The 24040-nt window shown below is 64.9% G+C and carries 25 protein-coding genes; 12 read left to right on the top strand and 13 right to left on the bottom strand.

All coding sequences use genetic code 11. The features are described from left to right. Positions 1-5 precede the first annotated feature (5 nt). Positions 6-353, top strand: a complete 348-nt coding sequence (locus tag AC5Y5W_RS00760) for a hypothetical protein (protein ID WP_500008601.1) — start codon at positions 6-8, stop codon at positions 351-353. After that, the gene (locus AC5Y5W_RS00755) at positions 346-981 is read left to right on the top strand and encodes a Dabb family protein (RefSeq protein WP_500021961.1); all 636 of its coding nucleotides are present in this window, start codon (positions 346-348) and stop codon (positions 979-981) included. The genes AC5Y5W_RS00760 and AC5Y5W_RS00755 overlap by 8 nt, the downstream gene beginning before the upstream one ends. A 13-nt stretch (positions 982-994) precedes the next feature. Here AC5Y5W_RS00755 and AC5Y5W_RS00750 read toward each other — a convergent pair whose 3' ends face one another. Together AC5Y5W_RS00750 and AC5Y5W_RS00745 are read right to left on the bottom strand one after the other, a co-directional pair. Continuing rightward, positions 995-1882, bottom strand: a complete 888-nt coding sequence (locus AC5Y5W_RS00750) for an SDR family NAD(P)-dependent oxidoreductase (RefSeq protein WP_500008599.1) — start codon at positions 1880-1882, stop codon at positions 995-997. Continuing rightward, positions 1879-3777: a flavin-containing monooxygenase gene (locus tag AC5Y5W_RS00745; protein ID WP_500008598.1), complete on the bottom strand. Its 1899-nt coding sequence runs from the start codon at positions 3775-3777 to the stop codon at positions 1879-1881. The genes AC5Y5W_RS00750 and AC5Y5W_RS00745 overlap by 4 nt, the downstream gene beginning before the upstream one ends. 146 nt (positions 3778-3923) lie before the next feature. On the opposite strand from AC5Y5W_RS00745, the gene AC5Y5W_RS00740 reads away from it, so the two are divergent. The 4 genes from AC5Y5W_RS00740 (at position 3924) to AC5Y5W_RS00725 (ending at position 7369) form a co-directional block, all read left to right on the top strand. Then, positions 3924-4403, top strand: coding sequence for a nuclear transport factor 2 family protein (locus tag AC5Y5W_RS00740; protein WP_500008597.1), 480 nt, complete (start codon positions 3924-3926; stop codon positions 4401-4403). A gap of 3 nt (positions 4404-4406) precedes the next feature. Beyond that, positions 4407-5267, top strand: a complete 861-nt coding sequence (locus tag AC5Y5W_RS00735) for an SDR family NAD(P)-dependent oxidoreductase (RefSeq protein WP_500008596.1) — start codon at positions 4407-4409, stop codon at positions 5265-5267. Positions 5268-5320: 53 nt separating this feature from the next. Continuing rightward, positions 5321-6199, top strand: a complete 879-nt coding sequence (locus tag AC5Y5W_RS00730; protein WP_500008846.1) for an alpha/beta hydrolase — start codon at positions 5321-5323, stop codon at positions 6197-6199. A 93-nt stretch (positions 6200-6292) separates the two neighbouring features. Further along, on the top strand, positions 6293-7369 hold the full coding sequence (locus tag AC5Y5W_RS00725) for a hypothetical protein (protein ID WP_500008595.1): 1077 nt from the start codon (positions 6293-6295) through the stop codon (positions 7367-7369). On the opposite strand, the gene AC5Y5W_RS00720 is transcribed toward AC5Y5W_RS00725, so the two are convergent. Next, entirely contained in the window at positions 7366-7671 is a 306-nt protein-coding gene (locus AC5Y5W_RS00720) for a ferredoxin (RefSeq protein ID WP_500008594.1), read from the bottom strand. The two genes, AC5Y5W_RS00725 and AC5Y5W_RS00720, sit on opposite strands and share 4 nt — an antisense overlap. Continuing rightward, positions 7671-8810 (bottom strand): 3-ketosteroid-9-alpha-monooxygenase, oxygenase component, encoded by a 1140-nt coding sequence (locus AC5Y5W_RS00715; protein ID WP_500008593.1) that lies wholly within the window; start codon positions 8808-8810, stop codon positions 7671-7673. Before AC5Y5W_RS00715 ends, AC5Y5W_RS00720 begins: the two co-directional genes overlap by 1 nt. A gap of 99 nt (positions 8811-8909) precedes the next feature. Between AC5Y5W_RS00715 and AC5Y5W_RS00710 the strand changes: the two genes are divergently transcribed. Beyond that, a complete protein-coding gene (locus tag AC5Y5W_RS00710; protein WP_500008592.1) occupies positions 8910-10613 on the top strand; it encodes a 3-ketosteroid-delta-1-dehydrogenase in 1704 nt (567 codons plus the stop codon). Here AC5Y5W_RS00710 and AC5Y5W_RS00705 read toward each other — a convergent pair whose 3' ends face one another. Continuing rightward, entirely contained in the window at positions 10614-11288 is a 675-nt protein-coding gene (locus tag AC5Y5W_RS00705; RefSeq protein ID WP_500008591.1) for a PadR family transcriptional regulator, read from the bottom strand. It abuts the gene before it with no gap. Positions 11289-11388: 100 nt separating this feature from the next. Here AC5Y5W_RS00705 and AC5Y5W_RS00700 point away from each other — a divergent pair, with 100 nt between their 5' ends. Continuing rightward, on the top strand, positions 11389-11991 hold the full coding sequence (locus AC5Y5W_RS00700) for a PaaI family thioesterase (protein ID WP_500008590.1): 603 nt from the start codon (positions 11389-11391) through the stop codon (positions 11989-11991). Positions 11992-11995: 4 nt separating this feature from the next. Here AC5Y5W_RS00700 and AC5Y5W_RS00695 read toward each other — a convergent pair whose 3' ends face one another. Next, positions 11996-13279: an amidohydrolase family protein gene (locus tag AC5Y5W_RS00695; RefSeq protein ID WP_500008589.1), complete on the bottom strand. Its 1284-nt coding sequence runs from the start codon at positions 13277-13279 to the stop codon at positions 11996-11998. 114 nt (positions 13280-13393) lie between these two features. Between AC5Y5W_RS00695 and AC5Y5W_RS00690 the strand changes: the two genes are divergently transcribed. Continuing rightward, positions 13394-14281, top strand: coding sequence for an NAD(P)-dependent oxidoreductase (locus AC5Y5W_RS00690; RefSeq protein WP_500008845.1), 888 nt, complete (start codon positions 13394-13396; stop codon positions 14279-14281). On the opposite strand, the gene AC5Y5W_RS00685 is transcribed toward AC5Y5W_RS00690, so the two are convergent. Together AC5Y5W_RS00685 and AC5Y5W_RS00680 are read right to left on the bottom strand one after the other, a co-directional pair. Then, the gene (locus AC5Y5W_RS00685; protein ID WP_500008588.1) at positions 14264-15094 is read right to left on the bottom strand and encodes an SDR family oxidoreductase; all 831 of its coding nucleotides are present in this window, start codon (positions 15092-15094) and stop codon (positions 14264-14266) included. The two genes, AC5Y5W_RS00690 and AC5Y5W_RS00685, sit on opposite strands and share 18 nt — an antisense overlap. Before the next feature lie 96 nt (positions 15095-15190). After that, complete coding sequence (locus AC5Y5W_RS00680; protein WP_500008587.1) at positions 15191-16126, bottom strand: enoyl-CoA hydratase; 936 nt, start codon at positions 16124-16126, stop codon at positions 15191-15193. Between the two features lie 155 nt (positions 16127-16281). Between AC5Y5W_RS00680 and AC5Y5W_RS00675 the strand changes: the two genes are divergently transcribed. The 3 genes from AC5Y5W_RS00675 to AC5Y5W_RS00665 are packed head-to-tail and all read left to right on the top strand — an operon-like array spanning position 16282 to position 18529. Next, complete coding sequence (locus AC5Y5W_RS00675) at positions 16282-16446, top strand: hypothetical protein (RefSeq protein ID WP_156657405.1); 165 nt, start codon at positions 16282-16284, stop codon at positions 16444-16446. Next, entirely contained in the window at positions 16447-17925 is a 1479-nt protein-coding gene (locus AC5Y5W_RS00670) for an alpha,alpha-trehalose-phosphate synthase (UDP-forming) (RefSeq protein WP_499988951.1), read from the top strand. A 40-nt stretch (positions 17926-17965) separates the two neighbouring features. After that, the gene (locus AC5Y5W_RS00665) at positions 17966-18529 is read left to right on the top strand and encodes a hypothetical protein (RefSeq protein ID WP_499988953.1); all 564 of its coding nucleotides are present in this window, start codon (positions 17966-17968) and stop codon (positions 18527-18529) included. An 18-nt stretch (positions 18530-18547) separates the two neighbouring features. On the opposite strand, the gene AC5Y5W_RS00660 is transcribed toward AC5Y5W_RS00665, so the two are convergent. The 5 genes from AC5Y5W_RS00660 to AC5Y5W_RS00640 are packed head-to-tail and all read right to left on the bottom strand — an operon-like array spanning position 18548 to position 23991. After that, positions 18548-19030: a mammalian cell entry protein gene (locus tag AC5Y5W_RS00660; RefSeq protein WP_499988956.1), complete on the bottom strand. Its 483-nt coding sequence runs from the start codon at positions 19028-19030 to the stop codon at positions 18548-18550. Next, positions 19030-19752, bottom strand: coding sequence for an Rv1363c family protein (locus AC5Y5W_RS00655; RefSeq protein WP_499988958.1), 723 nt, complete (start codon positions 19750-19752; stop codon positions 19030-19032). Before AC5Y5W_RS00655 ends, AC5Y5W_RS00660 begins: the two co-directional genes overlap by 1 nt. Further along, entirely contained in the window at positions 19749-21458 is a 1710-nt protein-coding gene (locus AC5Y5W_RS00650; protein ID WP_499988963.1) for a virulence factor Mce family protein, read from the bottom strand. The genes AC5Y5W_RS00655 and AC5Y5W_RS00650 overlap by 4 nt, the downstream gene beginning before the upstream one ends. Next, positions 21458-22612, bottom strand: coding sequence for an MCE family protein (locus AC5Y5W_RS00645; RefSeq protein ID WP_499988967.1), 1155 nt, complete (start codon positions 22610-22612; stop codon positions 21458-21460). Before AC5Y5W_RS00645 ends, AC5Y5W_RS00650 begins: the two co-directional genes overlap by 1 nt. Further along, positions 22609-23991 carry a virulence factor Mce family protein gene (locus AC5Y5W_RS00640; protein ID WP_499988972.1) on the bottom strand — a complete coding sequence of 461 codons (1383 nt, stop codon included), beginning with the start codon at positions 23989-23991 and terminating at the stop codon, positions 22609-22611. The genes AC5Y5W_RS00645 and AC5Y5W_RS00640 overlap by 4 nt, the downstream gene beginning before the upstream one ends. Positions 23992-24040 lie beyond the last annotated feature (49 nt).

Raw genomic sequence — 24040 nt, 5'->3', positions numbered from 1 at the left:
GGCGAATGGCTGATGGTCAGGTGTATGTGATTGACCGGGTCATCACGCGGCCCGGCTGCGCCAAGACGTTCGTCGACACGTATCTGTCCGGCTACGCGCCAGGGGCACGTAGCCGTGGAATGACGTTGCAGCGAGTGCTGGTCAGTCCGCCGATCTGGGATGCCGACCAGCCCACCACGGTCACAATCGTCTGGTCGCTGCCCAGCCCACAGGCCTGGTGGGAGATGATCTGGCAGGCTCGGCCCGACCCCGCGGTTGGGCAGTGGTGGGCCGATCTCGCCGACCTGGTGATCGAACGCACCCGCAGCGTCGCAGCCGACGCCACAGACGTGGACGGACTGTGCGGTGTTTAGCGTCGTCAGGCTGATCGACGTAGCCGCTGAGGAAAACCGCGACCGTATGCTGGCAGCGTTGCGCAGCGCGGCCTCCCAGACCGGGGCCGAGCGCATGCTGGTGGAGCCGACACTGCCCGGCTCCCGCAACGGTGGCGACATCCTGATACGTCTGCGGTTTGCCGATCAACACCAATGGAATTGTGTCGCAGACCAATTCAATCGTGTGCTGGCACACTCCGCGATAAGCCACATCAACGGCGCCAGCTACACCGGCAGCCCCGCCAGCACCGATTGGTCAGAGGACCCAGGCACCGTCTACCGCACACTTTTGCTGCGTGTGACACCTCGTACAGACGACGCCACCCTCGCCCGTTTCGAGGCCGACCTGAAGTTGATGCCTAAATACGTGCGCACCATCACCGCCTGGCAGCTCAGCCACGTCGAACAAGCCACCGGCGCTTCGGGGTGGACGCACGTGTTCGAGCAGCAATTCACCGACATCGAAGGGTTGACCGGCCCGTATCTCATGCATCCGATTCATTGGGCCTACGTGGATCGCTGGTTCGATCCCGAATGCCCTGAGGTCATTGTGCGCGATCGCGTCTGCCACAGCTTCTGCCGGGCTGACACGGCGGTACTCGGCTGAGGGCTTGGCGGTGCTACAGCCCGGCGGGCAAGATATTCGGGTTGGCAGACGTCGGGGGCTCCAACCGGGGCAGCCGCGTCTTGCCGTCGAGGCTGTGCACCGGCAACCCTTGAGACCACGGGTAGTGCAGGCTGAACGCCACCAGCCCGGTGCGCTCAGCCGCGGCAAAATGACACATTGCCAGCACGGTTTCAGCCAGGTACTCGACAGGTTCGGTCGGGAACGTATCCGGAATCAATTGCGCTGCACCGGGAGTACGCACCGCGGTGGACGGGCCGACGCAGTTGACGGCGATATTCGCATCAAGCAACTCGGCGGCCAGCCCTTGGCTGAATCGGTGCAACGCCGCCTTTATCGACGCGTAGACCACGTCACCGGCGGTCTTGTTGTAATCGCGATACGGTCGGATCGGGGCCAGCCCGGTCGCCGATCCGATGTTGACGATCCAGCCCTCGCCCTGATTGCGCATGTGCGGCACCGCCGCCTTCGTCAACGCGAACGGTGTCCTCAGGTAGTGCTCCACCGTCCGGTCGAATGTCTCCAGCGGCATGTCTTCGACTAGCGAGTAATCGGCGTATCCGGCGTTGTTGACCAGAATGTCGAGTCTTCCGGTGCGATCGACCACCTCGTCGATCAACTGCTCGCGCTGTTCGACGTCCTCGAGGTCGGCGGCGATGCCCAGTGCACGCCCGCCGGCCCGCTCGATCGATGCCACGGTTTCCCCGATCGTCCCGGGCAGTTCAGCAGCCCTACCGGCGCGCAGCGATGGCGAGGGCTCATGGGATCGTGCTGTCACCACGACGACGGCACCCTCGGCCGCCAATCGTTGCGCGATAGCACGTCCGATGCCGCGGCTGCTGCCGGTGACCAACGCCGTTCTGCCAGACAACAGTTGGGTCATCGCAGCTCGAAGTGCTCTTCGACGGGCGCGCGGTGTTCTTCCCACCAGTCGATCATCCGGAGCGGGTTGGCCACCACGACGCGGCCGGAGGCCACCCGGTAGTAGGTGTGCGCGGTCGGGGTGTGCCGCCAAACCAGCCCTTCCATCGCATCGTCGAGACGAGCCACGTACTCGTCGTAGGCCTCGCGAGTGGGTTCCATCGACCCCGCACCCCGCAACGCCATCAGTTGCAGGCACTCCATGATGTAGTGCACGGCCACCTCGACGCCGAAGTTGTGACCGCCGCCATGGCCCGGACTGCCGTTGGGATGCGACGTGATGAACAGGTTCGGAAAGCCCGGCACCGTGCCGCCGCGATAACTACGCGGGGTGCCCGCCCATTCGTCGGCCAGGGACCGCCCGTCGCGCCCACGGATGTCGATCGTCGACAGGAAGTCGAGGTAATAACCCGTGGCATAGACAATTACGTCAAGCTCGACCTCGCGTCCATCCTCGGTGACGATCCCGTTGGGTGTGACTCGTGCCGGCTCGCTGGCCTCCACGTCGACATGCGGGCGGGTGAGCGCGGCATAGTAGCCGCCGGGGTCGCGGATGATGCGCTTACCGTACGGGGCGAAGTCGGGGGTGACCTTTTTGGCCAACTCGCTACCCGCACCGAAGACACGGTCGATGTAGTCCAGGCAATACCGCAGTAGCACATCGTTGGCGGGTGAGATCGACAGGTGCGAGGCCGACCACTCGTCGTCCACCTGGATGACCGGATAGTTGTTGTCGGCTGTCGACCAATACGACTTCAGCCGAATCCAATTCGCGTAGTGCGGCACCTGCCGGGCCAGCCACCGGTGATAGCCAGGCACGTCGTCGGATGGCCGGCGGCGCGGCGCCACCCAGTGCGGCTGGCGCTGGAACACGGTGAGGTGCTCGACGTCGTCGACAACCGCATCGACGATTTGAACCGCCGTGCAGCCGGCCCCGATCACCGCGACCCGCTTGCCGGTCAGGTTCAGTTCGGGATCCCACTGCGCCGAATGAATGCTGATGCCGCCGAACGTCTCCCGACCTTCAAGCTCCGGGAACCGGGGCCTGTTGAGGTAGCCGGCCGCGGTAATGACCACGGTAGCGTGGCTGACAGTGCGAGTGCCGTCGGCCGATCGGGCATGAATCTGCCAGCGCTGCTGTTCGTCGTCCCAACACAGCGCCTCGACCTCGGTATTGAACCAGGTGTGGTCACGGATCTTGTACTTGCCGGCGACGGCCTGCAGGTAGGACTGGTACTCCCACCCCATCGGGTAGTAGCTGGACCAGTCGGGGTTGAGTTCGCACGACAGCGAGTAATAGGTGGATGGCGTATCCACCCCGATGCCCGGGTACGTGGTGGTTAACCAGGTGCCGCCGACCTCTGGGTGGCGCTCATAAATCTCATAGTCGACGCCAGCGGCGGTCGCTGCGATCGCGGTCGCGATGCCGGCCAAGCCGCAACCGACGATGGCAACCTTGGTTGCCGACGGAATCGGGACCGTACGCGGCAGCACCGGACGGGACTTATGAAAACCACCCTGTTCCAACAGCATCGGTACTTCACGGTCGCTGACCGCCACGCCCAGCCCGATGGATGCGATCCGCGCGAACAGCGCAGGATCGTCATGGGCGACCGCGCCGGCGGGCGTCGAGACTCCCGTCAGGATGTCGATCAGCGAGTCGACGACGGCAGCGGCGGTCTGCGGATCGGTGACACCGGCTTGTTCGGGCGGATCGGGCAGGTGTGAGATCGCCGGCCCGAACTTGTCGACGATCGCGGGATCACCGCTTAGTTGCGCCAACACGGCGACCAGCACGCCGGGATCGGCTTGCTCCAGGTTGGCCCGCAGCCCCGTGGCCATGGATTGGGTACGCATGTCGACGCCAGTATCAGCTCAGCCCGATTGCCCAGCCCCGGTTGTGTCTACTGAGCGGGAAGCCTTTCGCGCCGGCGCGGATGATGTTCCACTGACCGGTCAACAACGATTCCGTCGCCACCGCGTAGCGGCTTGACTGAAGAACTGTGAGCAACGACATCTCGCTGGCCGAGCTGCAAGAATTCATCGCCGAGTTCTGGTACCACTACGACGCGGCGCACTACGACGAGCTGGCAGCGCGATATGCCGATAACGTCCGGTACCTGACTCGAAGCGATTCGGGCGCCAGTCCGTTCGAAGAACTGATGTCACCGGAGCTGCGCGGCCGCAACGCGGTGATGGAGTGGCTGACCGATCATCGCCAGCAAAGCCCGTACCCGCTGCGCCATCACGCCACCAACGTGCACCGCGCCGGCACCGACGGCGAGATAACCCGCGCGCGTTTCTACATATTCGTCAACCAGATTGCGAACTTCATTCCCTTCGCGGTGTCCAGCGGTGTAGCCCACGTCGCTGTACGGCGCTGCGCCAACGGGCTGGAGCTCACCGAGATGGATATCGTCCTCGACACCACCGACTCGGTTCCGCTGTCCGAGGCCACCGTCGTCAGCGCCGCCGGTTCCTAACCGATGGACGCCCGGGAAGTATTCTGCGGCGGCGTGGCCGTCATCACCGGTGCCGGCGCGGGAATCGGTGCCGGACTGGCACGGTATGCCAACCGGCTGGGGATGACCGTGCTGCTCGCCGACGTCGATGCTGCCGCGGTCGTCGCGCTCCGGGAAGAGCTCTGTGCCGCCGGCGGATCAGCCCAGGACGTGGTATGCGACGTGCGCGATCCCGAAGCAGTACAGCAGCTTGCCGAACGGGTTTATCGCGACTTCGGACCGGTGCGCCTCCTGGTCAACAATGCCGGGGTCGAACAGTTCGGGTATCTGTGGGACACGCCGGTACAGAACTGGCAGCGTGTCGTCGACGTCAACATCAGCGGGGTCTTTCACGGTGTACGTGCGTTTTTGCCGAAGATGCTGGCCACGCCAGAACCCGCGTGGGTGTGGAACCTGTCGTCGATCGGCGGGGTTGCGGCCGTGCCACTCCAGGCGCCCTACATCATGAGTAAGCATGCGGTGCTTGCGCTCACCGAATGTCTGCGGTTAGAGGTGCAGTTGGCCGGGCACGACGATCATGTCCACGTGCAAGCTGTGCTGCCAGGCGCGGTGGTGTCCAACATCTTTGAGTCCGCTGGCGGAGTCGACGACGGCGACGTGGCCGCCGCAGAATCGCAGCGTTCGGTCATGCTCGACATCAAAGCCGACGCCATGGACGCCATGGCCGCCGCCGAAGCACTGTTCGACCAGGCCGCCGAAGGACGCTTCTACCTGCTCACCCAGCCTGAGTATGTCGGCTCGGCTATGGCAGGGCGCGCCGAAGCCCTTGTCTCGCAGCGTCCCCCAACGTTACGCGGTCGCCGATTTGACCCCTCGCAGCAGTGAGACTTGATCCCGACGCCGCCGCGCGCGTCGCCTCGTTCGGTGACATTCCGCCCATGCGTCAGCGTGGCCTGCCCGCCGTGCGGGAAGCGATCGAATCGGCGCCGCTTCCCGGCGATATGCCGAAAATGGCGGCCATCGAGGACTGTGCGGCACCCGGTCCGGGCGGGCCAATCCCGCTGCGCATCCACCGGCCCAGCCGTGCAACCGACGCGCCGGTGTTGCTGTATTTCCACGGTGGCGGAATGGTTCTCGGCTCCAACCATTCCTTCGAGCCGCTGGCACGCACGCTGGCCGCCGAGAGCAATGCCACGGTGGTCGCCGTTGATTACCGGCTTGCGCCCGAGAATCCGTCTCCCGCACAGTTTGACGACGCCTACCGTGCGACCACCTGGGTTGCCGAAAACGCCGACCGACTCGACGTTGATCCGACTCGGCTTGCGGTGGTCGGCGACAGCGCCGGCGGCTCGTTGGCGGCCGCCGTAACGCTGGCCGCCCGCGACCGTGACGGCCCGGTGATCTGTTGTCAGGTGTTGCTGTACCCGGGACTCGACCGCGACATGAGTGCACCGTCGATCACGGCCCTGAGCGACCCCCCGATGCTCTCCCTCGACGACATCAACTACATGCACGAACTGGCCGACAGAGGTGCCGCCACAGGGACCGACGCGTATCGGGTGCCCGCAGATGTCACTGACCTTTCCGGGCTGCCGCCGGCGATCATGGTCACCGCCGAATGCGATCCAATCCGGGACTGGGGTGAGCGCTATGCAAACCGCTTGCGCAATGCCCGGGTACAGGTGACCATGACCCGCTACCCCGGTATGTATCACGGCTTCTTGATGCGCTCTGAGGCCACCGCACGGGGTCGACTGGCGATCGCCGAAGTCGGCGCGCTGCTGCGTGCGAAGTTCGCTCATCCGTTGAAGTTCTGACGGTTTGACGTCCCGATCACCGGACACCTGCGCGCTGCAATGCCGCTGGCAGCCGCAGAATCGAAAAACCAGCGGCAACCAAGAGGAGACCCGATGCTCACCGATCAGCGGCGCATGGAACTGTCCAACGTCCTGCGGCCCGCGTCGCCGCCACGGGAGGTCGACGATGTCTACACCGACGACCAGCGCGAGCTACTGCTGGACACAGTGCACGGCAACGGGCCGTGGAAGCTGATCCTCGCTCACCACTTCGCGTCGGCTGAAGAGCTCATCGCGACCATGAGCGGCATATTTCCCGAAGGCTTCGAACCCTCGCTGGATCTGTTTCTGACCCCGACCTTCCGCGGCTTCCTGGCGAACTACGGCGCCGTGCTGTATCCAGAACTGCACGATTGCTTTTACAACGCGCGCTTTGTGGAGATGGCCAAGGCCTACTGGAAAGCCGACTACGCCAAACCACAGATGATGCTGTTCAACATCAACGGCCCATGCGCCAATCGCGACCCGGGACATCTGGATTCGCCGAGCTTCCGCGGTGTGCGGTATGAGAACGCGCCGACGTGGCTGACCAGTGTCATGGGCAAGTCCGGGCTATTTCAGGATTACCTGATCAAGATGGCGCAGGTGATTACCTGGTTCTCACTGGATTCGGGCAGCGGCTTCACCTATTGGCCGGATGGGCCGCTCAAGCCGCCGCAGCGGGTGCTGCCACCGGTATACAACCGCGGCGTCGTGGTGCAAAACGAGATGATGGTGCACCGCGGCGAAGCCAACGGGCCCCTGGATGAGCAGATCCCCGCCGGGCTGAGCTTCGGCACTGTCTTTACCGGCGACCCGACCGAGCGCGACTGGTGGCTGCTGAAGAACGGCGACGACGTGATCGCCCGCCACCACACCGACCAACTGCGCTTCCTGGTGCACTGGTCGGCGGAGGTGTTCTCCGACTTCGACGAGTTGAAGAAGAACATGGACGGCTCCGATGACCTGACCATCGAGCAGGCTATCGACACCTTGGTCAAAGATGTCAACGCGCAGGGCATCAAACTCGCGACGCCGGACGACCCGCTGCACGACCCGGAGTTCATCCGCACCCTCAACGCGGCCTATGACTTCGGCGGCCCGTCGGTCTACCCGGAAGAAGCACCGATCAGCGCCTTCCAGTTGGCTTAAGGTGACCGGCGGGTGCCTGCTATCTGGACCGTTTCATCGACAACCGGCAGGTCGCCGTGGCGGGCTGCGTCGGCAAGCGAGCCGCTGAGCGCCGAACACGCCAGGAACACACCGCGTCCCGAGTGTGCGGCGAGGTTCTGGGCGTCCCGCCGTTCAAGGCAAAGGGCGGAGGCTTGCGCATCCCATTGCACGCTGGTCTGATCCCAGCTGCTCTTTCGCGCCAGGACCTGCGCGCCGCAGCGCCGGCAGGCTACCGACACCATTGGACAGTCGGATAGCCGGTTGTCGACCCGAGCAGTCATCAGGTGGCTCCCGCCGCAGACCTCGCGGCGAGGTTCGCTTCAACCACCTTCATCCACTCCTGGCGCGGACTGGTGGTATCCAGCTCATACTCGAAGCGATCCACCATGTCCGGCGTCACGTCGGCGACGTCGACGTAGAACTGCTCATACCAGCGGCGTAGTTGATAGACCGGGCCGTCCTCCTCGCACAACAGTGGATTGTCGATGCGCGCCTTGGTCTTCCAAATCGCAACGTCCTGCTCGAAGCCCATCTTGACGAAATCGCCCAGGCCGATCGCGGTCTGCACCGCGAGCTCATCGGGCAGCGCCTCGGACTTTTTCACGATGATGCCGTACTGCAGCACAAAGGATTTGGCGTCGATCGGGTAGTGGCAGTTGATCAGCACCGTCTGGTGGTCGGCGTCCTCATAGTGATACGTCAGGTCGTCGATCATGAAGGAAGGCCCGAAATACGATGCGACTGACGTGGTTCCGAGCATCTGCGACGTGCCCGGTTCGCCGACATCCGGGCGCCCCGCGCTGTTCATGTACTGAGTCGCAATGTGACCTTCGAAGATGTTCTTGAAGTGCGTTGGCAGCGACCCATGGATGTAGAAGAAATGCGCCATGTCGACGACGTTGTCGATGATCTCACGACAGTTGCTATTGACGGTTGTCGTGTACCAATGCCAGTCGGTCCATTCGTCAGTGGTCGCACCCTCGATACGCGGGATGGCGACTTCCGGCGGCGGCGGGTTGCCCTGCGGGTCGTTCCACACGAACAACATCCCGTCTTGCTCCAGCGTGGTCCACGTCGCGGTGCGGGCCAGCCTGGGGACCCGCTTGCTGTAGGGAACCTGCTTGCAGCGGCCGTCTCCGCCCCACCGCCAATCGTGGAATGGGCAGGCGATCTCGTTGCCCTTCACTTCACCTTGCGACAGATCACCGCCCATGTGGCGGCAATACCCGTCGAGGACATTGATCCTGCCGTCCCCGCTCCGGAAGATCACCAGCTTCTGTCCGAACGCATGCACGGCATGCGGCTTGCCGTCGCCGAACTCCTTGGCCAGGCCGAGACAGTGCCAGCCGCGAGCGAACCGAGACGGGACGGCCTCCACTTCGATGTGCCGAATCTGGTCGGTGTTGACTTGCAACGTCATGTCCTTGTTCTACGACTGCCGGTCGGCTTATCGGGGTGGCCATCCCGCTGGCAGGGAGAACAGCTCACGGCGGCAACTTGGCGACCTAGTGTCATTGTCGTGGCGACTTTTCCCTCCGGCACTATCCCGGCCGGTTTGCCTGTCCGCGATACCACCGTTGACCTCCTAGTCGTCGGCTCGGGCACCGGAATGGCAGCGGCGCTAGCCGCCCAGGAACGCGGATTGACCGTGTTGATCGTTGAGAAGTCGTCGTATGTCGGCGGCTCGACCGCCCGATCGGGCGGCGCGTTGTGGTTGCCGGCGAGCTCCGTCCTTGCCGAACGCGGCGGTCACGACACCGTTGAACGCGCCCGGACATATCTCCAGTCGGTGGTGGCCGGCAGCGCTCCTGCCGAGCGGTCCGACGGCTATCTGCGCAACGTGACCGCCACCGTCGACATGCTTCGACGCACCACGCCGATGCGGTTCATGTGGGCCAAGGACTATTCGGACTACCACCCCGAGGAACCGGGCGGAACCGCCGTCGGCCGTACCTGCGAGTGCCGGCCCCTGAACTCGGCGATCCTCGGCGAGTACCGATCCCGACTGCGACCGGGGGTGCTTGAGGTCAAGCTGCCAATGCCCACCACCGGCGCCGACTACCGGTGGATGAATTTGATGGCGCGGGTTCCACGGCGGGGGATACCGACCATCGCCAAACGCTTCGGCCAAGGCGTGGGCGGACTGCTGCTCGGTCGGCGTTATGTCGCAGGTGGGCAGGCCCTGGCGGCCGGGCTGTTCGCCGGGATTCTGCGGGCCGGGATCCCGATTTGGACCGGCACCGAACTGCACCGGTTGACCACCGACAGCGGCCAGGTCACCGGTGCCGTCGTCGGCCACAAGGGACGCGAGGTCACCGTCGCCACGCGGCGCGGGGTAGTGCTGGCCGCCGGCGGGTTCGACCACAACATGGCGATGCGGTGGAAGTTTCAGTCGGAATCTCTCGGCAAGAACATGAGCCTGGGCGCGGAAACCAACACCGGTGACGCGATCCGCACCGCTCAAGATATCGGTGCCGCAATTGATCTGATGGATCAAGCGTGGTGGTTTCCGGCCGTGGCGCCGCTGACCGGCGCCGCTCCGTCGGTGATGCTGGCCGAGCGGTCCCTGCCGGGTTCGCTGATCGTCGATCAACACGGCGCCCGGTTTGTCAATGAGGCAACGGATTACATGTCGTTCGGGCAGCGGCTGCTGCAACGGGAACGCTCCGGCAGCCCGGTGGAATCCATGTGGATCGTGTTCGATCAGCAGTATCGAAACAGCTATGTCTTTGCCGGCGAGCAGTTTCCCCGTATGTCGCTTCCGCAAAAGTGGTACGACGCCGGTATCGCCCACCGCTCGGATGACCTTGCCGACCTGGCCGGCAAGTTCGGCGTTCCCCGATCGCAGTTCACCACCACCGTGGCTCACTTCAATGAGATGTCGCGAGCCGGAGTCGATTCCGACTTCCGCCGAGGCAGCAGCGCCTACGACCGTTACTACGGCGATCCGACGATCAACCCCAATCCCAATCTCCGCCCTCTGGATAAGGGGCCGTTCTACGCGGTGAAGATGGTGCTCAGCGATCTCGGCACTTGCGGCGGTCTACGGGCTGACGATCGCGCTCGGGTGTTGCGCGAGGATGGCAGCGTCATCGAGGGGTTGTACGCGATCGGGAACACTGCAGCCAACGCGTTCGGAACTACATATCCCGGTGCAGGTGCCACGATCGCCCAGGGATTGGTGTACGGCTACATCTCCGCCCGCCACGCTGCCCGAGTGTGATCAGTCCGGTTCGTCGGCGTCGGCCTTCTTTTCGATCTCGTACCAGTATTCCGGTGTGGGCCATGGCACTTTGGAAGGGCCGCCCTTCCCTGGCTGGGGGAAGGCCGCTTCCGCCTCGTCAAGGTCCTTGATCATCTTCAGGGTAAGCTCCCGCTCATTGGCGTAATACCGCTCTGCCCACTGCAATGCGACGCGCGCGTATGCCCAGGACGGATCGGCGCCGGCCCACCGGGCGTCCTTGGCCGCCCTGCGGTGCATTTCATCGGCAAATGCCAGGTGGTCTTGCAGCACCTGCTTGAGTCTTTCCGGGGTGGTGAGATGTCCAAATGTCATCCGCAGCAACGGGCCATGCTTGAGCGTCGGGTGGTCGACTGGCGCCTCGTTTGCCCACCGAGTCACCGCCGCCAGCCCGGCCTCAGTGATTTTGTACAGTCGACGATTGCGCGTGCGACCCGTGTTCTCGACGCGCGAGGTCACCAGGCCCAGCCGCTCCAGCTTCTTGAGTTCGGAGTAGATCTGGCTGTAGGCCGGACTACCGTAGTAAAAGCGCATACTCCAGTCGATCCACTTGCGGATGTCATAGCCGGAGAGCTCGTACTCATACGACAACATGCCGAGCAATGCCCAGCTGGTTGCCGCAAGACTCGCCTTAACGGGCGGATCGCTGCCGTTCATTTGGCCAGGTTAACAACGCAGGGTAGCTGCTCGTCGGTCGCTCACCGCTGGCCGGGACACCGCGTTGCCTAGCGGGCCGGCCATCACGCAGGCTTTGTCCGTGATATCCGAACAGGAACGTGGACAGCTCGAGGCGGTATACGGGCCGTTGGCCGATTCGGTGCGCCGCCTCATCGACGCCACAATCAGAACGCAAGTCGACGCGGCAGCACTCGTTGAAGTGAAGAACAAGATCGATTGCGCCACCGAGGAATTGAGCGCGGCATTGATGCCGGGATCCTTCGGTGTGCGGCAGACCACCGATGGTCAACCCATGGCATGGGGCAACGTCATGATCGGACTGCGCAACCCAGTCGCCCCGCCGCTGGTCATCCACCATGGAGCCGACGGCGTGGTGTGGACCGAGTTCGGCCTCGGCGCGGCCTACGAGGGTCCGCCCGGACAGGTGCACGGCGGCGTGTGCGCGATGGTCCTCGACCATGTCCTGGGCGCAACCGCGCACAAGCCGGGACGGCCTGCCTACACCGGCACTTTGCGCGTCCGTTATCTGCGTGGCACGCCACTCGGTGCGCTACGCGCCGAGGCACGCGTCGACCGCGTGGAGGGGGTTAAGACATTCGCCGTGGGCCACATTGCCGACGCCCAGGGCGTCACGGTCGAGGCTGAAGGCGTGTTCATCCACCCGCGGGAGAATCGGCGCTGAATCGCTAACCGCGTGCCGGGGCCAGTCGCTTGAGGGCCAACCCGCCTTCGAACGGCCGGTAACCGAACGCCGCCGGGGCACGGTATCCGGTGTCCTCGAGCGGCGTGTGCACCTCGGTGACCTTCGGCCCGATCTTGGTGGCGACGAGAGCTAACGCGTCGAGGTCGAACCGATACAAGCGAGCTGCGTTGCCGCCCAAGATCTTCCGGCATTCGTCCGTTGACCTGTCGTGCAAAGCCCAGCGGATCGCCAACTTGGAGTGCGGCGCGAACCCCTCCTCGTGCGGATAGTCACTGCCCCACATAATGTGGTCTGCTCCCATGAAATCGATCATCATCGAGTCGTAGGGCGCCAGCTCGCTGGCCAGATAGCAGTTCCGCTGGGCGTATTCGCTCGGGGACATGGTCAGCTGGTCGACCGAGGACCCGCCGAACATCCCGTAGGTGCGGTTGCCGGCCTCGGTCTTCATGGTGGGCACCATGGCGTCGAGCACGGCCAATTGCGGCTGCACCCAGAGGGTGCCCTGTTCAGTGGGCACGAAACGCAAGGTCGGATATCGTTCGAATACCCCGGCGAGAATCAGGTGCCCGAGCGTGCGGTTGGCCCAAATCGCCATCTCGGTAATCAACACCGCGTTCGACGCAGGCTGGTCCATCGGCATCTCGGGGCTACCGGCCCCCGCATGCTGCACCACAGTCAGGTCCAAATCCGCGCACAGCGCCCAGATCGGTTCGTAGCGAGTGTGGAAGAGCGGGGCGACGTTCGGGTCACCCGGCGAGACCGGCGGGATCAGCACACCACCGAAGCAGTCCTGCTCGACGCCCCAGCGGATCTCCGCCAACGCCAGCTCGACATCGTTCGGGAAAATCTGAATCAACCCGCGGCGCCGGGCCGGAGCCAGCGAGCAGAAGTCGACCTGCCAGCGATTGTGGGCTTGGACGCCGGCCCAACGCTTCTCGAACTCGTCACGTGTCCGGGGCAGGCTGATGGTGATGTTGGGAGTAGTCGGGAAAAACGGCGGAACGGTGTTGGGCAGCAGCACTTCGGCGGCCACCCCGTCGGCGTCCATCTCGGCGATCCGGAGCTCATGGTCCCAGTTCCGGTTAGCGGTGGCGATGATCAGGTCGTCGAACGGACTGACGTACTCCTTCGCCCAGGCGTCAAACTCGTCGTGCAGGCACGCCGGCAAATACGGCTTGTAGTCATGCAGATCTGCCCCAGCATGAGTGTCCGTCGAAATGACCACATACCGATCGATCGTGTCCCAGGTTTCACGGTTTCCAGTCATCGGGTCCTCCGGCCTTGTCGCTATCTGAGGCTAGCCTCCCGAATGGTGCGACGAGCGCAAGATCCTCATCTCATTGAGCGGACGCACGCCGCAGCAGGCGGCATGGTGGAGACCATGGACATCGGATTCATCGGTTTGGGAAACATGGGCCGCGGTATGGCCGCCAACCTGATCGAGGCGGGGCACGCCGTCACCGTCTACAACCGCTCCCCCGCCAAGGCCGAGACGTTGGCTCAGCAAGGCGCGGCACACGCGCGCACGGTGGCCGACGCGTGCGGCGGTGACGTCGTCGTCACGATGCTGGCCGACGACCCGGCGGTCGAGGACGTGGTGTTCGGTGAGCGCGGTGTGCTGTCGTCGTTGCCGGCCGGCGCCACGCACGTCTCAGCGAGCACCATCAGTGTCGAACTGTCCAAGCGCCTGACCGCCGCGCACGCCGACGCCGGCCAGCGCTACGTCGCCGCGCCCGTGTTCGGCCGTCCCGAAGCCGCAGCTGCTGCAAAGCTTTTCGTGGTCGCCGCCGGCCCACCGCAGGTGCTCGAGTCACTGGCCCCGCTGTTCGACGCGATCGGCCAGCGAACCTTCGTGGTGTCCGAGCAGCAGCACGCCGCCAACCTGGTCAAGCTTTCCGGCAATTTTTTGATCGCGTCGGTGATCGAATCGCTAGGCGAGGCGATTGCATTGGTCGGCAAGGCCGGCGTCGATCCACTGCACTACGTCGACATTCTGACGTCGACGCTGTTCCGCGCGCCGGCCTACCAGACCTACGGCAAGTTGATCGCGAGCCAAGAGTTCGAGCCGGCCGGATTCGCCGCAACGCTAGGGCTCAAAGATGTCCGGCTGGTGCTCGCCGCGGCCGAGGACATGCAGGTGCCGCTGCCGGTCGCCAGCCTGCTGCGTGACCGCTTCCTCACCCTGCTGGCCAACGGCGGTGGGCACTTGGATTGGTCGGCGATCGCCACGCTCGCCAGCCGGGACTCGGGCTCAGACCACTCCGCGTAATCCGTCGGCCCCGAACGCCGGTTCCAGCATCGCGGTGAAGTCAGGGCCTCGGCGCAACATGTGCCCGCCGTCGACGTTGATGATCTGACCGGTGATCCAGCCGGCGGCGTCGCTAAGCAGAAACATCGCCATGTTGGCAATGTCTTCGACCTCGCCCACTCTGGGCAGCGGAGTGCACATCCGGTAGTCCTCGCTCAGCTCCGGCGATTCGGTGATCGCCGCGACGAGTTCGGTGCGAATCAGTCCGGGACGGATGCCGTTGACCCGCACCCACGATGGGCCAAGTTCGTCGGCAGCCAACATCATCAAGTGGTCGAGCGCCGATTTGGTCACCCCGTAGGCGCCGAACCAGCGGTGGGTATTACTGGCCGCGATCGACGAGATCCCGACGAATGACCCGCCGCCGCCGCGGACCAGTTCGCGGGCGGCGTGTTTGAGCACATACATGGTGCCGTTGACGTTGAGGTCGACGGTGCGACGCCACGCGTCGGAGTCGACTTGCGTGATCGGCCCGATGGTCTGCGACCCACCGGCACAATGCACCACCCCGTGCAGGCGGCCGTGCCAGGCGGTGGCGGCGTCGACGACCCGGGCGGTTTGGTCTTCGTCGGTGATGTCGGCGGGCTCACATCGGATCTCACCGGCGCCGCCGGCCGGCGCGATCTCCTGGGCGGCGGTATCCAGTCTGTCGGGGTCGCGGCCCACGATCATGACCGCAGCCCCGGCGGCCGCCAAGCCGGCAACTACGCCCTTACCGATTCCGCTACCACCGCCGGTGACCAGGTAGGTACGGTCCTCGAACGAAAGCTGCACATTGGCTCCTCAGAATGAAGTGTTCTGCCGAGCGTCACGCCAGCGCGACCGTGGCCGCCGAGCGTCACGCCAGCGTGGCGCTGGGTCCAAGAGGGGTTACGGCTCGTCCCGGCGGGCCACTTTCGACGGCTTCGCGGTACGCCAATCCTCGACATCGGGTGGCAGGCCGATGGGGTACCGATTCTCGTTGTGCGCCGCCCAGTGCGCATGCCCGAGCTCGTGAACGTGGAATGCGTGCCGCAGCGCCTCGGTGAATCCCATCGCATCGGAAGCCGCGTTGACCGAGTCCTTGATCAGCAGCGCTCCCATCGTGGGCCGTTCGGCGATACGTCGCGCAAACTCCAACGTCTTGTCCTCGAGCTCGTCGCGCGGAAAGACTTTAGACACCATGCCCAGCCGGTAGGCCTCGTCGGCGTCCAGCGAATCACCGGTCAGCAGCAGCTCTTTGGCTTTACGTGGACCGAATTCCCAAGGGTGAGCATAGTATTCGACGCCCGGCATACCCATGCGGACGCCGACGACGTCGCTGAACTTCGCGTTGTCGGCGGCGACGATCAGATCACAGGCCCAGATCAGCATCAGACCCGCGGAGATCGCGTTGCCCTGGACCGAGGCGATGGTGATCTTGCGCAGATCGCGCCACCGGCAGGTGTTCTGGAAAAAGAAGTGCCACTCTTGCAAGTAGGTCTTCTCGGCGATCGGTTCCCGGGTCGCGCCGTACCCGCGGAACGTCGGGTGCTGACTCGGGCCGGGCTTACGCTCCAGCAGTGCTGCTTCCGACCCCAAGTCGTGACCGGCGGAGAAGTTCTTGCCACGCGCCGCCAGGATCACCACCCGAACGTCGTCGTCCGCCTCGGCGCGGGCGAACGCCTCATCGAGCTGCACCAGCAGAGTCCGGTTCTGCGCGTTGTGCGCGTCGGGCCGATTAAGCCAGATCCGGGCGATTCGGCCCTCGTCGAGAGTTTCGTAGGCCACCAGATCGGCGGATTCGCCGTTGACCGCGCTGGCGCCGGCCTGATCCGGGCTCGTCATTGTGCCCACCTCGCTTGTTCTCGTTCCAGACGCTTTGCACATTACGGCCAGAACGTAACGCGTGCGGCGCCGGGTGCCACGTCGAACAACGGCTCCGTCAACGCCGGCTGCCAGCGCGGCTGCGACGCAAAACACACTTCGCATACAGTTATGTCATGCCTGCCAAATCAGATACTGCCGAAATCGGCGATGTGGAACCTTTAGCTGACAGCACCGCGCGCCAGGCCAGGCGGGTAGTCGCCGCCTACGCGAATGACGCCGACGAGTGCCGCATTTTCCTGTCGATGCTCGGTATTGGACCAGCGAAAACCGAGAGTTAAATGGCTCCCGGGGGCGGCAAGAGCTCCAAAGACTCGGGCCCCGGGGATTCCGACTTCGTGGTGGTCGCCAATCGGCTGCCCATTGACATGGAGCGGCTTCCCGACGGGAGCACCACCTGGAAGCGCAGCCCCGGCGGGCTGGTCACGGCGCTGGAGCCGCTGTTGCGACGTCGGCGTGGCGCCTGGGTCGGTTGGCCGGGCAGTAGCGATGGCGCCGTTGATGGGGACGACGCCCCGATCGAGGCGGAAGACCTGCGGCTTCACCCGGTACGGCTGTCCGCTGACGACGTCGCCGAGTACTACGAGGGGTTTTCCAACGCCACGCTGTGGCCGCTGTATCACGATGTCATCGTCAAGCCGATCTACCACCGTCAATGGTGGGACCGCTACGTCGACGTCAACCGCCGGTTCGCCGAAGCCGCCTCACGCGCTGCGGCCCGGGGCGCGACGGTGTGGGTGCAGGACTACCAGCTGCAGCTCGTCCCCAAGATGCTGCGTGAGCTACGGCCGGACCTGACCATCGGGTTTTTCCTGCATATCCCGTTTCCGCCGGTCGAACTGTTCATGCAGATGCCGTGGCGCACCGAGATTGTCGAAGGGCTCCTTGGCGCCGACCTGGTCGGCTTCCACCTCGCCGGTGGGGCGCAGAATTTCCTGATTCTGTCCCGACGTCTGGTCGGCGCGAACACCTCTCGCGGATCAGTGGGGGTGCGGACGCGGTTCGGCCAGGTGGAGCTTGATTCCCGCACCGTGCGGGTGGGCGCTTTCCCGATTTCCATCGACGCGGGCGATCTGGACCACAAGGCCCGGGACCGCGCCATCCGGCGGCGCGCAAGAGAGATCCGGGCCGAGATCGGCAATCCTCGCAAGGTGCTGCTCGGCGTCGACCGGCTGGACTACACCAAGGGCATCGACGTTCGCCTGAAAGCGTTCTCCGAACTTCTCGCCGAGGGCCGCGCCAAACGCGACGACACCGTGCTGCTGCAATTGGCCACCCCCAGCCGCGAACGGGTCGAGAGCTATCAGATCCTGCGCAACGACATCGAACGCCAGGTCGGCCACATCAACGGTGAGTACGGTGAAGTCGGCCATCCGGTGGTGCATTATCTGCACCGTCCAGTCCCACGCGACGAGCTCATCGCATTTTTCACGGCCGCCGACGTCATGCTGGTCACGCCGCTGCGCGACGGGATGAACCTGGTGGCCAAGGAGTATGTCGCATGCCGCAGCGATCTCGGCGGCGCACTGGTTCTCAGCGAATTCACTGGCGCCGCAGCTGAACTCAAGCAAGCTTACCTGGTCAACCCGCACGACACGGAAGGCATCAAGGACGCAATCGAGGCTGCGCTCAACCAGTCCGAGGAAGACGGCCGGCGCCGGATGCGGGCCATGCGCCGTCAGGTGCTTGCCCACGATGTGGACCGCTGGGCCCGGTCGTTTCTCGATGCGCTTGCCGAAGCCCGCCCCCAGAACAGCTGAATCGTTGCCTCCGGCGCTGCGACGCTGCGATACTCAACGCGTGAACATCTTCCGCGGCCTGAGCGCCGCTGCCGGCATGGCACTGGTGGCTGTGGGATCCGCGAGCCCCGCCCAGGCGCTGGGCCCGCCGCCCGACGGTATCTACACGTTCACCGAAGCGGGTGTGCCGGCAGGGACTTGGAAGATCACCGCGCTGTGCGACCCGATATCCCGCCAGCGTGCGATTCCGGACTTCACCGACCCCGTGATCGCCGCAGACCTTTGCGCGCTTAATGTCTCGAGCACGACGCCACGGGTCATCTCTGTCGGCGAGAAGCGGGCGAACTACATCGGGCGGGCCCGGTTGACGAGCGATCTGTGGACATTCAAGGTGGGGAAGTCCAATGGCGTGTCTTGTCCGGACGGCAGCACCGCGGCGTCCACGGACACCTACGCCTTCGACGACGTATCGCTGACCGGCACCCACACCAGCCTCCACGGCGCGGTGTGCGGCATGGAGCCGGCGATGACGAAAACACCGTTCACGCTGGCGCTCAAGGGGCCGCTGCCCAACCCGGTCGAGCGCTACCCGCTGGACTGTGACCCGATCGGCAGTTGCCGCTGAGCCGAACTGCCCGGCGGCCTAAATCGGGGTGATGTAGTTGATCAACCACTTTCCGCCGACGCGCTTATAGTCAACCCGCAACCGGCTACCGTCGTAGACCGGTTGCCGGGATTTATCGGTCACCGTGCGGTTCAGGTAGACCATGACCGACGCCGAATCACATTTGGCTACCATGACTCCCACACCGACAACGTTGGCCTGGACGACCACTTCGCGTTTCTTGGCTTCCGGGATGATCTGCTGGGTGGCGCTCTTTTCGAACTCCTGCCGATAACCGGGTGTGAGCAGCTGATAGGTGGCGGTCAGGCTGCGCTCGACCGTCTGGTAGTCGTAGCCGAACACCTGCGGTATCTCCTTGGCGGCCAACGGCGCCAGCACGGCGCGCGCCGACTGCTCGCCGTGAGCCTGCACCCGGTCCCAGTAGAACCAGCCTCCGGCCGCGGCCAACCCGACGAAGGCGGTAGTCATCAGGCTGACGGCGGCGGCGATCAACCACCGCATCAATTGCCACCCTCCGGATACTTCAGGTCATATCCGGTCATCCGTCCAGCGTCGTCCTGGTGCACGATGACTCGCATCCGGTAGGGCGACGACGGCTTGTTGACGCCGTCGAGGTCGGTAACGGTGACCCGCACCGACACCAGCACCGACGCATTGTCGGTGACATCGTCGACGCCCTCCAACGCGGCGCCGTTGACCACCACTTCTGAGGTGGCGTCGGTGTGGCGGTACAGGGTCTTGATGTTCTCGGCGTTGCTGCTGAGCATGCCCCGCAACGGCCCGCTGGTGCCCTCGACCGCTCGAGTCACGCTCTCGTCGATGCTTTCCTGCGTGTAGCTGAACATATTGACCACCGTCTGGGTGGCAGTGTCGACGAAGCGCTGGTCGCGCGCCCGCTGGGCGTCGGCATCGCGCTGCTGAAAGAACAACAGGCCCACCCCGGCAGTCAGCGCTGCGATCCCAACCAGTCCGGCCGTCAGCGCGACCACGCCCACCAGCCGGCGATGTGCGGGCCGGCGTGGCGGCGGCCCGAGCGGCGCGGCCCGCCGCTTGGCCGGTTCGGACGGTGTCTCTACGTGGACCGTGGCAGCGGTAGCCGCCTCACCGCCGGTCGGGCCGGCCGCGCGCGAAGCCCGCCGACGCGTGCGACGCTTCGTCGACTCGGGGTTCGTCGACTCGGGGTCGGGCTCGGCCGCGGTTGCGGTCGGCTCGGCGTCGGTCACAACTGCCTCGGATCGCGCATTAGGTCCACCCAGTTCTCCGCGGTCGATGGTCTGCCGGGCGCGAAGATACCAGTGCCGCCTGACGGGTCCTGGAAAGTCCCAGTGGCCTGGTCATAGGTCGTGTAGGCCGCACCGCTGGCCTGCGGCACCGGTCCGGGCGGCGGGCCCCACGGCTTTTCCGGCGGCGGGCCTTGCGGCGGATTGATTCCGATCGGCGGCGGCGGCGGCGGTTGGTTCTTTGGGAACGGGATTTGCGGTGGCTGCGGCGGGTACGGCGCCGGCGGTATCCACGCCTGTCGGCCATCGGTCCCGCCGGTGTTGGGTGGCGGCGGCGTCGGGAACGGCTGGTGCGGAGCGGGACCGGGTCCGGGAACCACACCAGGCGGGGGCGGGCCCACTATCGGTGTGCCCGGGTCCGGGTCGGCGCCCGGCGGGATATACGGGAAATGGTTGGGCGGCAGGATGTTCAGCCCATTGGTCATCGGGGTGCCGTAGGGGATCGGCGGTCCGCGCCACGGATTGGTGCCGATTGGCACGTAGCCGCGCGGGTCGCGGCACAGTGCCACCGTCGGCGCCCGCTTGCCTGGGAACTCCTGGCAGGGATAGTTGCGCGCGCCGCGGACGGTGGACGCGTCGTTCTGGGCGGTCTTGCAGTACATATCGGTCGGGATTTCGCGCACCGTCTCGTCGGCGGGTGTGCGGATCATCGGCGGCGGGATGAAGCCGGTGTTGCAGGGCGGCGGGTCGATATTGATCTTGAAGTCCAGCTTGGCGCCCTCGTCCTGGGGTGCACCGTTGGCGGCCGTGGTGATCGCGGCGAACAGCGCCGGCAACACCACCAGCAGCTGTTCGATCGATTTGTGGTAGATGACACCAACCCGCCCCAGGTTGGCCAGGCTGGCCGCCAGCATCGGGAACGACGGGCGGATGCCGGAGAACGCCGTGTTGGCTTCGTCGGCCGCGGAGGGAACCACCGCCAACAGCTCGCGAAGCTGTGGGTCAGCCTGGTGCACCTCGGACGTGAACCGCGCCAGCCCGTCGGCCAGCGACTTGATGTCGTCTCCCGAGCGGATTTGGGCTTGCAAGAACGGACCCGCCTGATCAATCAACTGCGAGGTCTGCGGATAGAAGGCGTTGGCCTCATCCACCAGCAGCCGCGACGACTCGATCAGCCTTGCCAAATCCGGGCCGGTTCCGTTGAACGCCTTGAACGTCTCGTGCAGCAGCTCCCGCAGCCGGGTGTCAGCCACGCTGTTGACCAGCGTCTCCGACTGACGCAGCAGGGTGGCGACGTCCAGGCCGATCCGGGTGTTCTGCTGGCCGATCCGAGATCCGTTGTGCAGCTTGGACGCCGCCGGGCTGTCGCCGGGTACCAGGTCGACATACTGCTCGCCGATGGCCGACACGCTCTTCACTGTGGCAGTCACATTCGACGGGACCGTAGTTCCACTGTTGAGCCGCATGACCGCATCGACGCCATGCGAGTTCAGCGTCACCGACTCCACCCGGCCGACCTCGACACCGCGATAAGTGACGTTGGCGTTCTTGTACAGACCGCCGCCGGCGACGAAGTCGGCGGTCACCCGGTAGGTACCGACGCCCAGCGCGGCGGGCAACCGTAGGTAGAACGTCGCCATCACGGCAACCGTGATCACGGTGACCACCCCAAAGATGATCAGTTGCGTTCTGGTCAGCCGGTCGATCATCAGCTCTGCCCTCCGACCGCCCCGGGCGGAATCTTGAACGGGTCAGCCGCCTGGCCGGACAGGTTGGCCATCGAGCCGATCAGCCAGTCCGGCGGGTTGAGGATCTCGTCCATGTGACGCATGTTCGGATCCAAAACCGATGTGGTGAAGAATGTTTCACCCAGCCGCCGCACGGTCAGGTCGAACGTGGTGAACACGTTGAGGTAGTCACCACGCACAGCCTGCTTGATGCCGTAGTTCGGGAATGGGAATGTCAGCAATATCTGCAGCGAGCTGACGAATTCTTTCTTGGTGTCAGCGATCGCTTTGGTCGCCGAGTAGATGTATTTGACGTCCTCGGTGAAGTCGACCTTGGTTTGCGCGAGCACATGCGAGGCCACCGTCGCCATTTTCTTGAGCGCGGCGAACGCATCGACGATGTGGTCCCGGTTCTTGTTGAGAACCAGCAGCGCCTCCGGCAGCGAGTCCAGCGCCCGTCCGAGACTGTCCTTGTTGTGCGCCAGGATCGTCGAGAACCGGTCCAGGCCGTCGATGGCGGCGATGATGTCGTTGACTTGAGTGTTCAATCCCGCGGTCAACTCCGCGAGCCGCGGCACCAGGCCCTCGAATGCGCCTTCCCGGCCTGCCACCGCGCGATATGTCTCGTCGGTGATCTCTTGCAGCGCGCCGAGATTACCTTTGTTGACCACCACGCCCAGCGCCGAGAGCACCTCTTCGGTGGTGGGATAGCGACTGGTGTGCGACTCCTGGATGGTCGATCCGTCGGCCAGCCTGCCCGCCGGATTCTTCTTCGGAGCAGCCAGTTCGATGTGCTGGGAGCCCAGCAGCGAGGTCTGCGCCACCTTGGCGGTCGAATTGGCCGGCAGCACCACATTGCGGTCCAGCGCCAACTTGACTGCGGCAAAGAAACTTCCGTCCGGGCGCTGCACCGCGTCGATTCCCGAGACACTGCCGACGGTGACGTCGTCGACCATGACCGGCGAGTTCTGCGGCAGCGTTGCCACGTCGGCCAAATCCACGGTGATCGAGTAAGCGCCAATGCCGTGACCGGCGGTGCCAGGCAGTGCGATGGAGTTCAAGCCGCCGAACTGGCAGCCGGCGAGCAGCACGCTGCCTGCCCCGATTACTGCGCCACGCAGCACTTTTCGGCTCATCCGCCGGCTCCCTGCTCAGCGGGCAACGGGCCGATCGGGGCGCCGGCGGGCGACGATGCAGGTCCGGGTGCCGGACCGCTGGGCGCGCTGGGGGCGGGCGGAACCAATAGCGCCTGCAGATCGTCCGGGTTGGGCGGAGTAACACCGGGCGCCGGTATCCAGGTCAGCTCCGGAATCGGTGTCTGCGCCTTGGCTTCGGTGGCCGGCGTGTCATAGATGATCTGACCCTTGTACGCGGTGATCGAGTTGATCGGGTGGAACATCATCGGCGGGTAGTTCGCCGTCAACCGGCGTAGCGGTGGAGCCAACCGCTCCCGGCAGATCTCGGAGCGCTTGTAGTAGTCCGGCCCCACCAAACCGGCGGCGGTGTCGAACGAGCCGCCGCAGATGAACTGAACCGGGTTGGAGAAGTTGGGGATCGACAGCAGACCGTTCAGCGTGCCCTGCGCAGGGTCATAGATATTGTAGAAGTTGCTGATCCCCGGACCGGCAACGTGCATCACCTGTTCGATGTTCTCGCTCTCGTCGCTGAAGGTCTTGCTCAAGTCGCCCACCTTGTTGACCGTTCCGATCAACGTCGAGTTGTTCTCGTGCAAAAAGCCTTTGACATCGTTGAGCGCCTGGTTGAGCGTGCCGATGGTCTGATCGAGATGGTCCGAGCTGTGGGCGAGCACCTGCGACACCGAGGCCACATGCCCGGAGAACGCGACGATCTGTTCGTTGCTCGACGACAGCGCTTCGACCAACACCTGCAGGCTCTTTACCGCGCCGAAGATGTCGGTGCGGGAATCGCCCAACCTGCCGGCGGCTTGCGACAGTTCGCTTAGCGCGCTGTGAAACGAGTCGCCGGTGCCGTCGAACGTGTCCGCGGCCTGGTTGATCACCTTGCCCAGCGGTCCCTGCATCTGTCCCGCGGCCGGACTGAGCCGGTTGGCCAGATCCGTCAGCGCTTCTTTGACCTCGTCCCATTCCACCGGCGCGGCGGTGCGAGACAAGTCGATGCTTGCCCCGTCAGGCATCGCCGGCCCGCCGGTGTAGGCCGGGGCGAGCTGAATGAAGCGCGCTGCCACCAGGTTCGGAGCCATGATGACCGCCCGGGCATCCTGGGGGACTTTGACGCCGCGGTCTACCGACATGGTGATCTTCACGTCCGCCGCGCGCGGTTCGATCGAGTCGATCTTGCCCACCGGCACCCCGGTAATGCGGATTTGGTCTCCGGGATAGAGCCCGACAGCAGACGTGAAGTAGCCGACGATCTTGTGACCGGTGCGGGCCGGAAACACCAGGTAAGCGCCCGCCGCGATGAGCACCGCGAGCGCGACGACCAGCGTCAGCCGCAGGGCGCGACTGCGTTGTTGGAGGACAGAGGCGATAGTCATGGGCGCCGCTCCTCCTCATCACTTCGTTCTGCATCGTCGACGGCGCGGG

It is taken from the genome of Mycobacterium sp. NGS51 (assembly GCF_059812525.1).
Note: the sequence above shows the minus strand (reverse complement) of the source record. Positions and strands in the feature narration are given on the sequence as shown.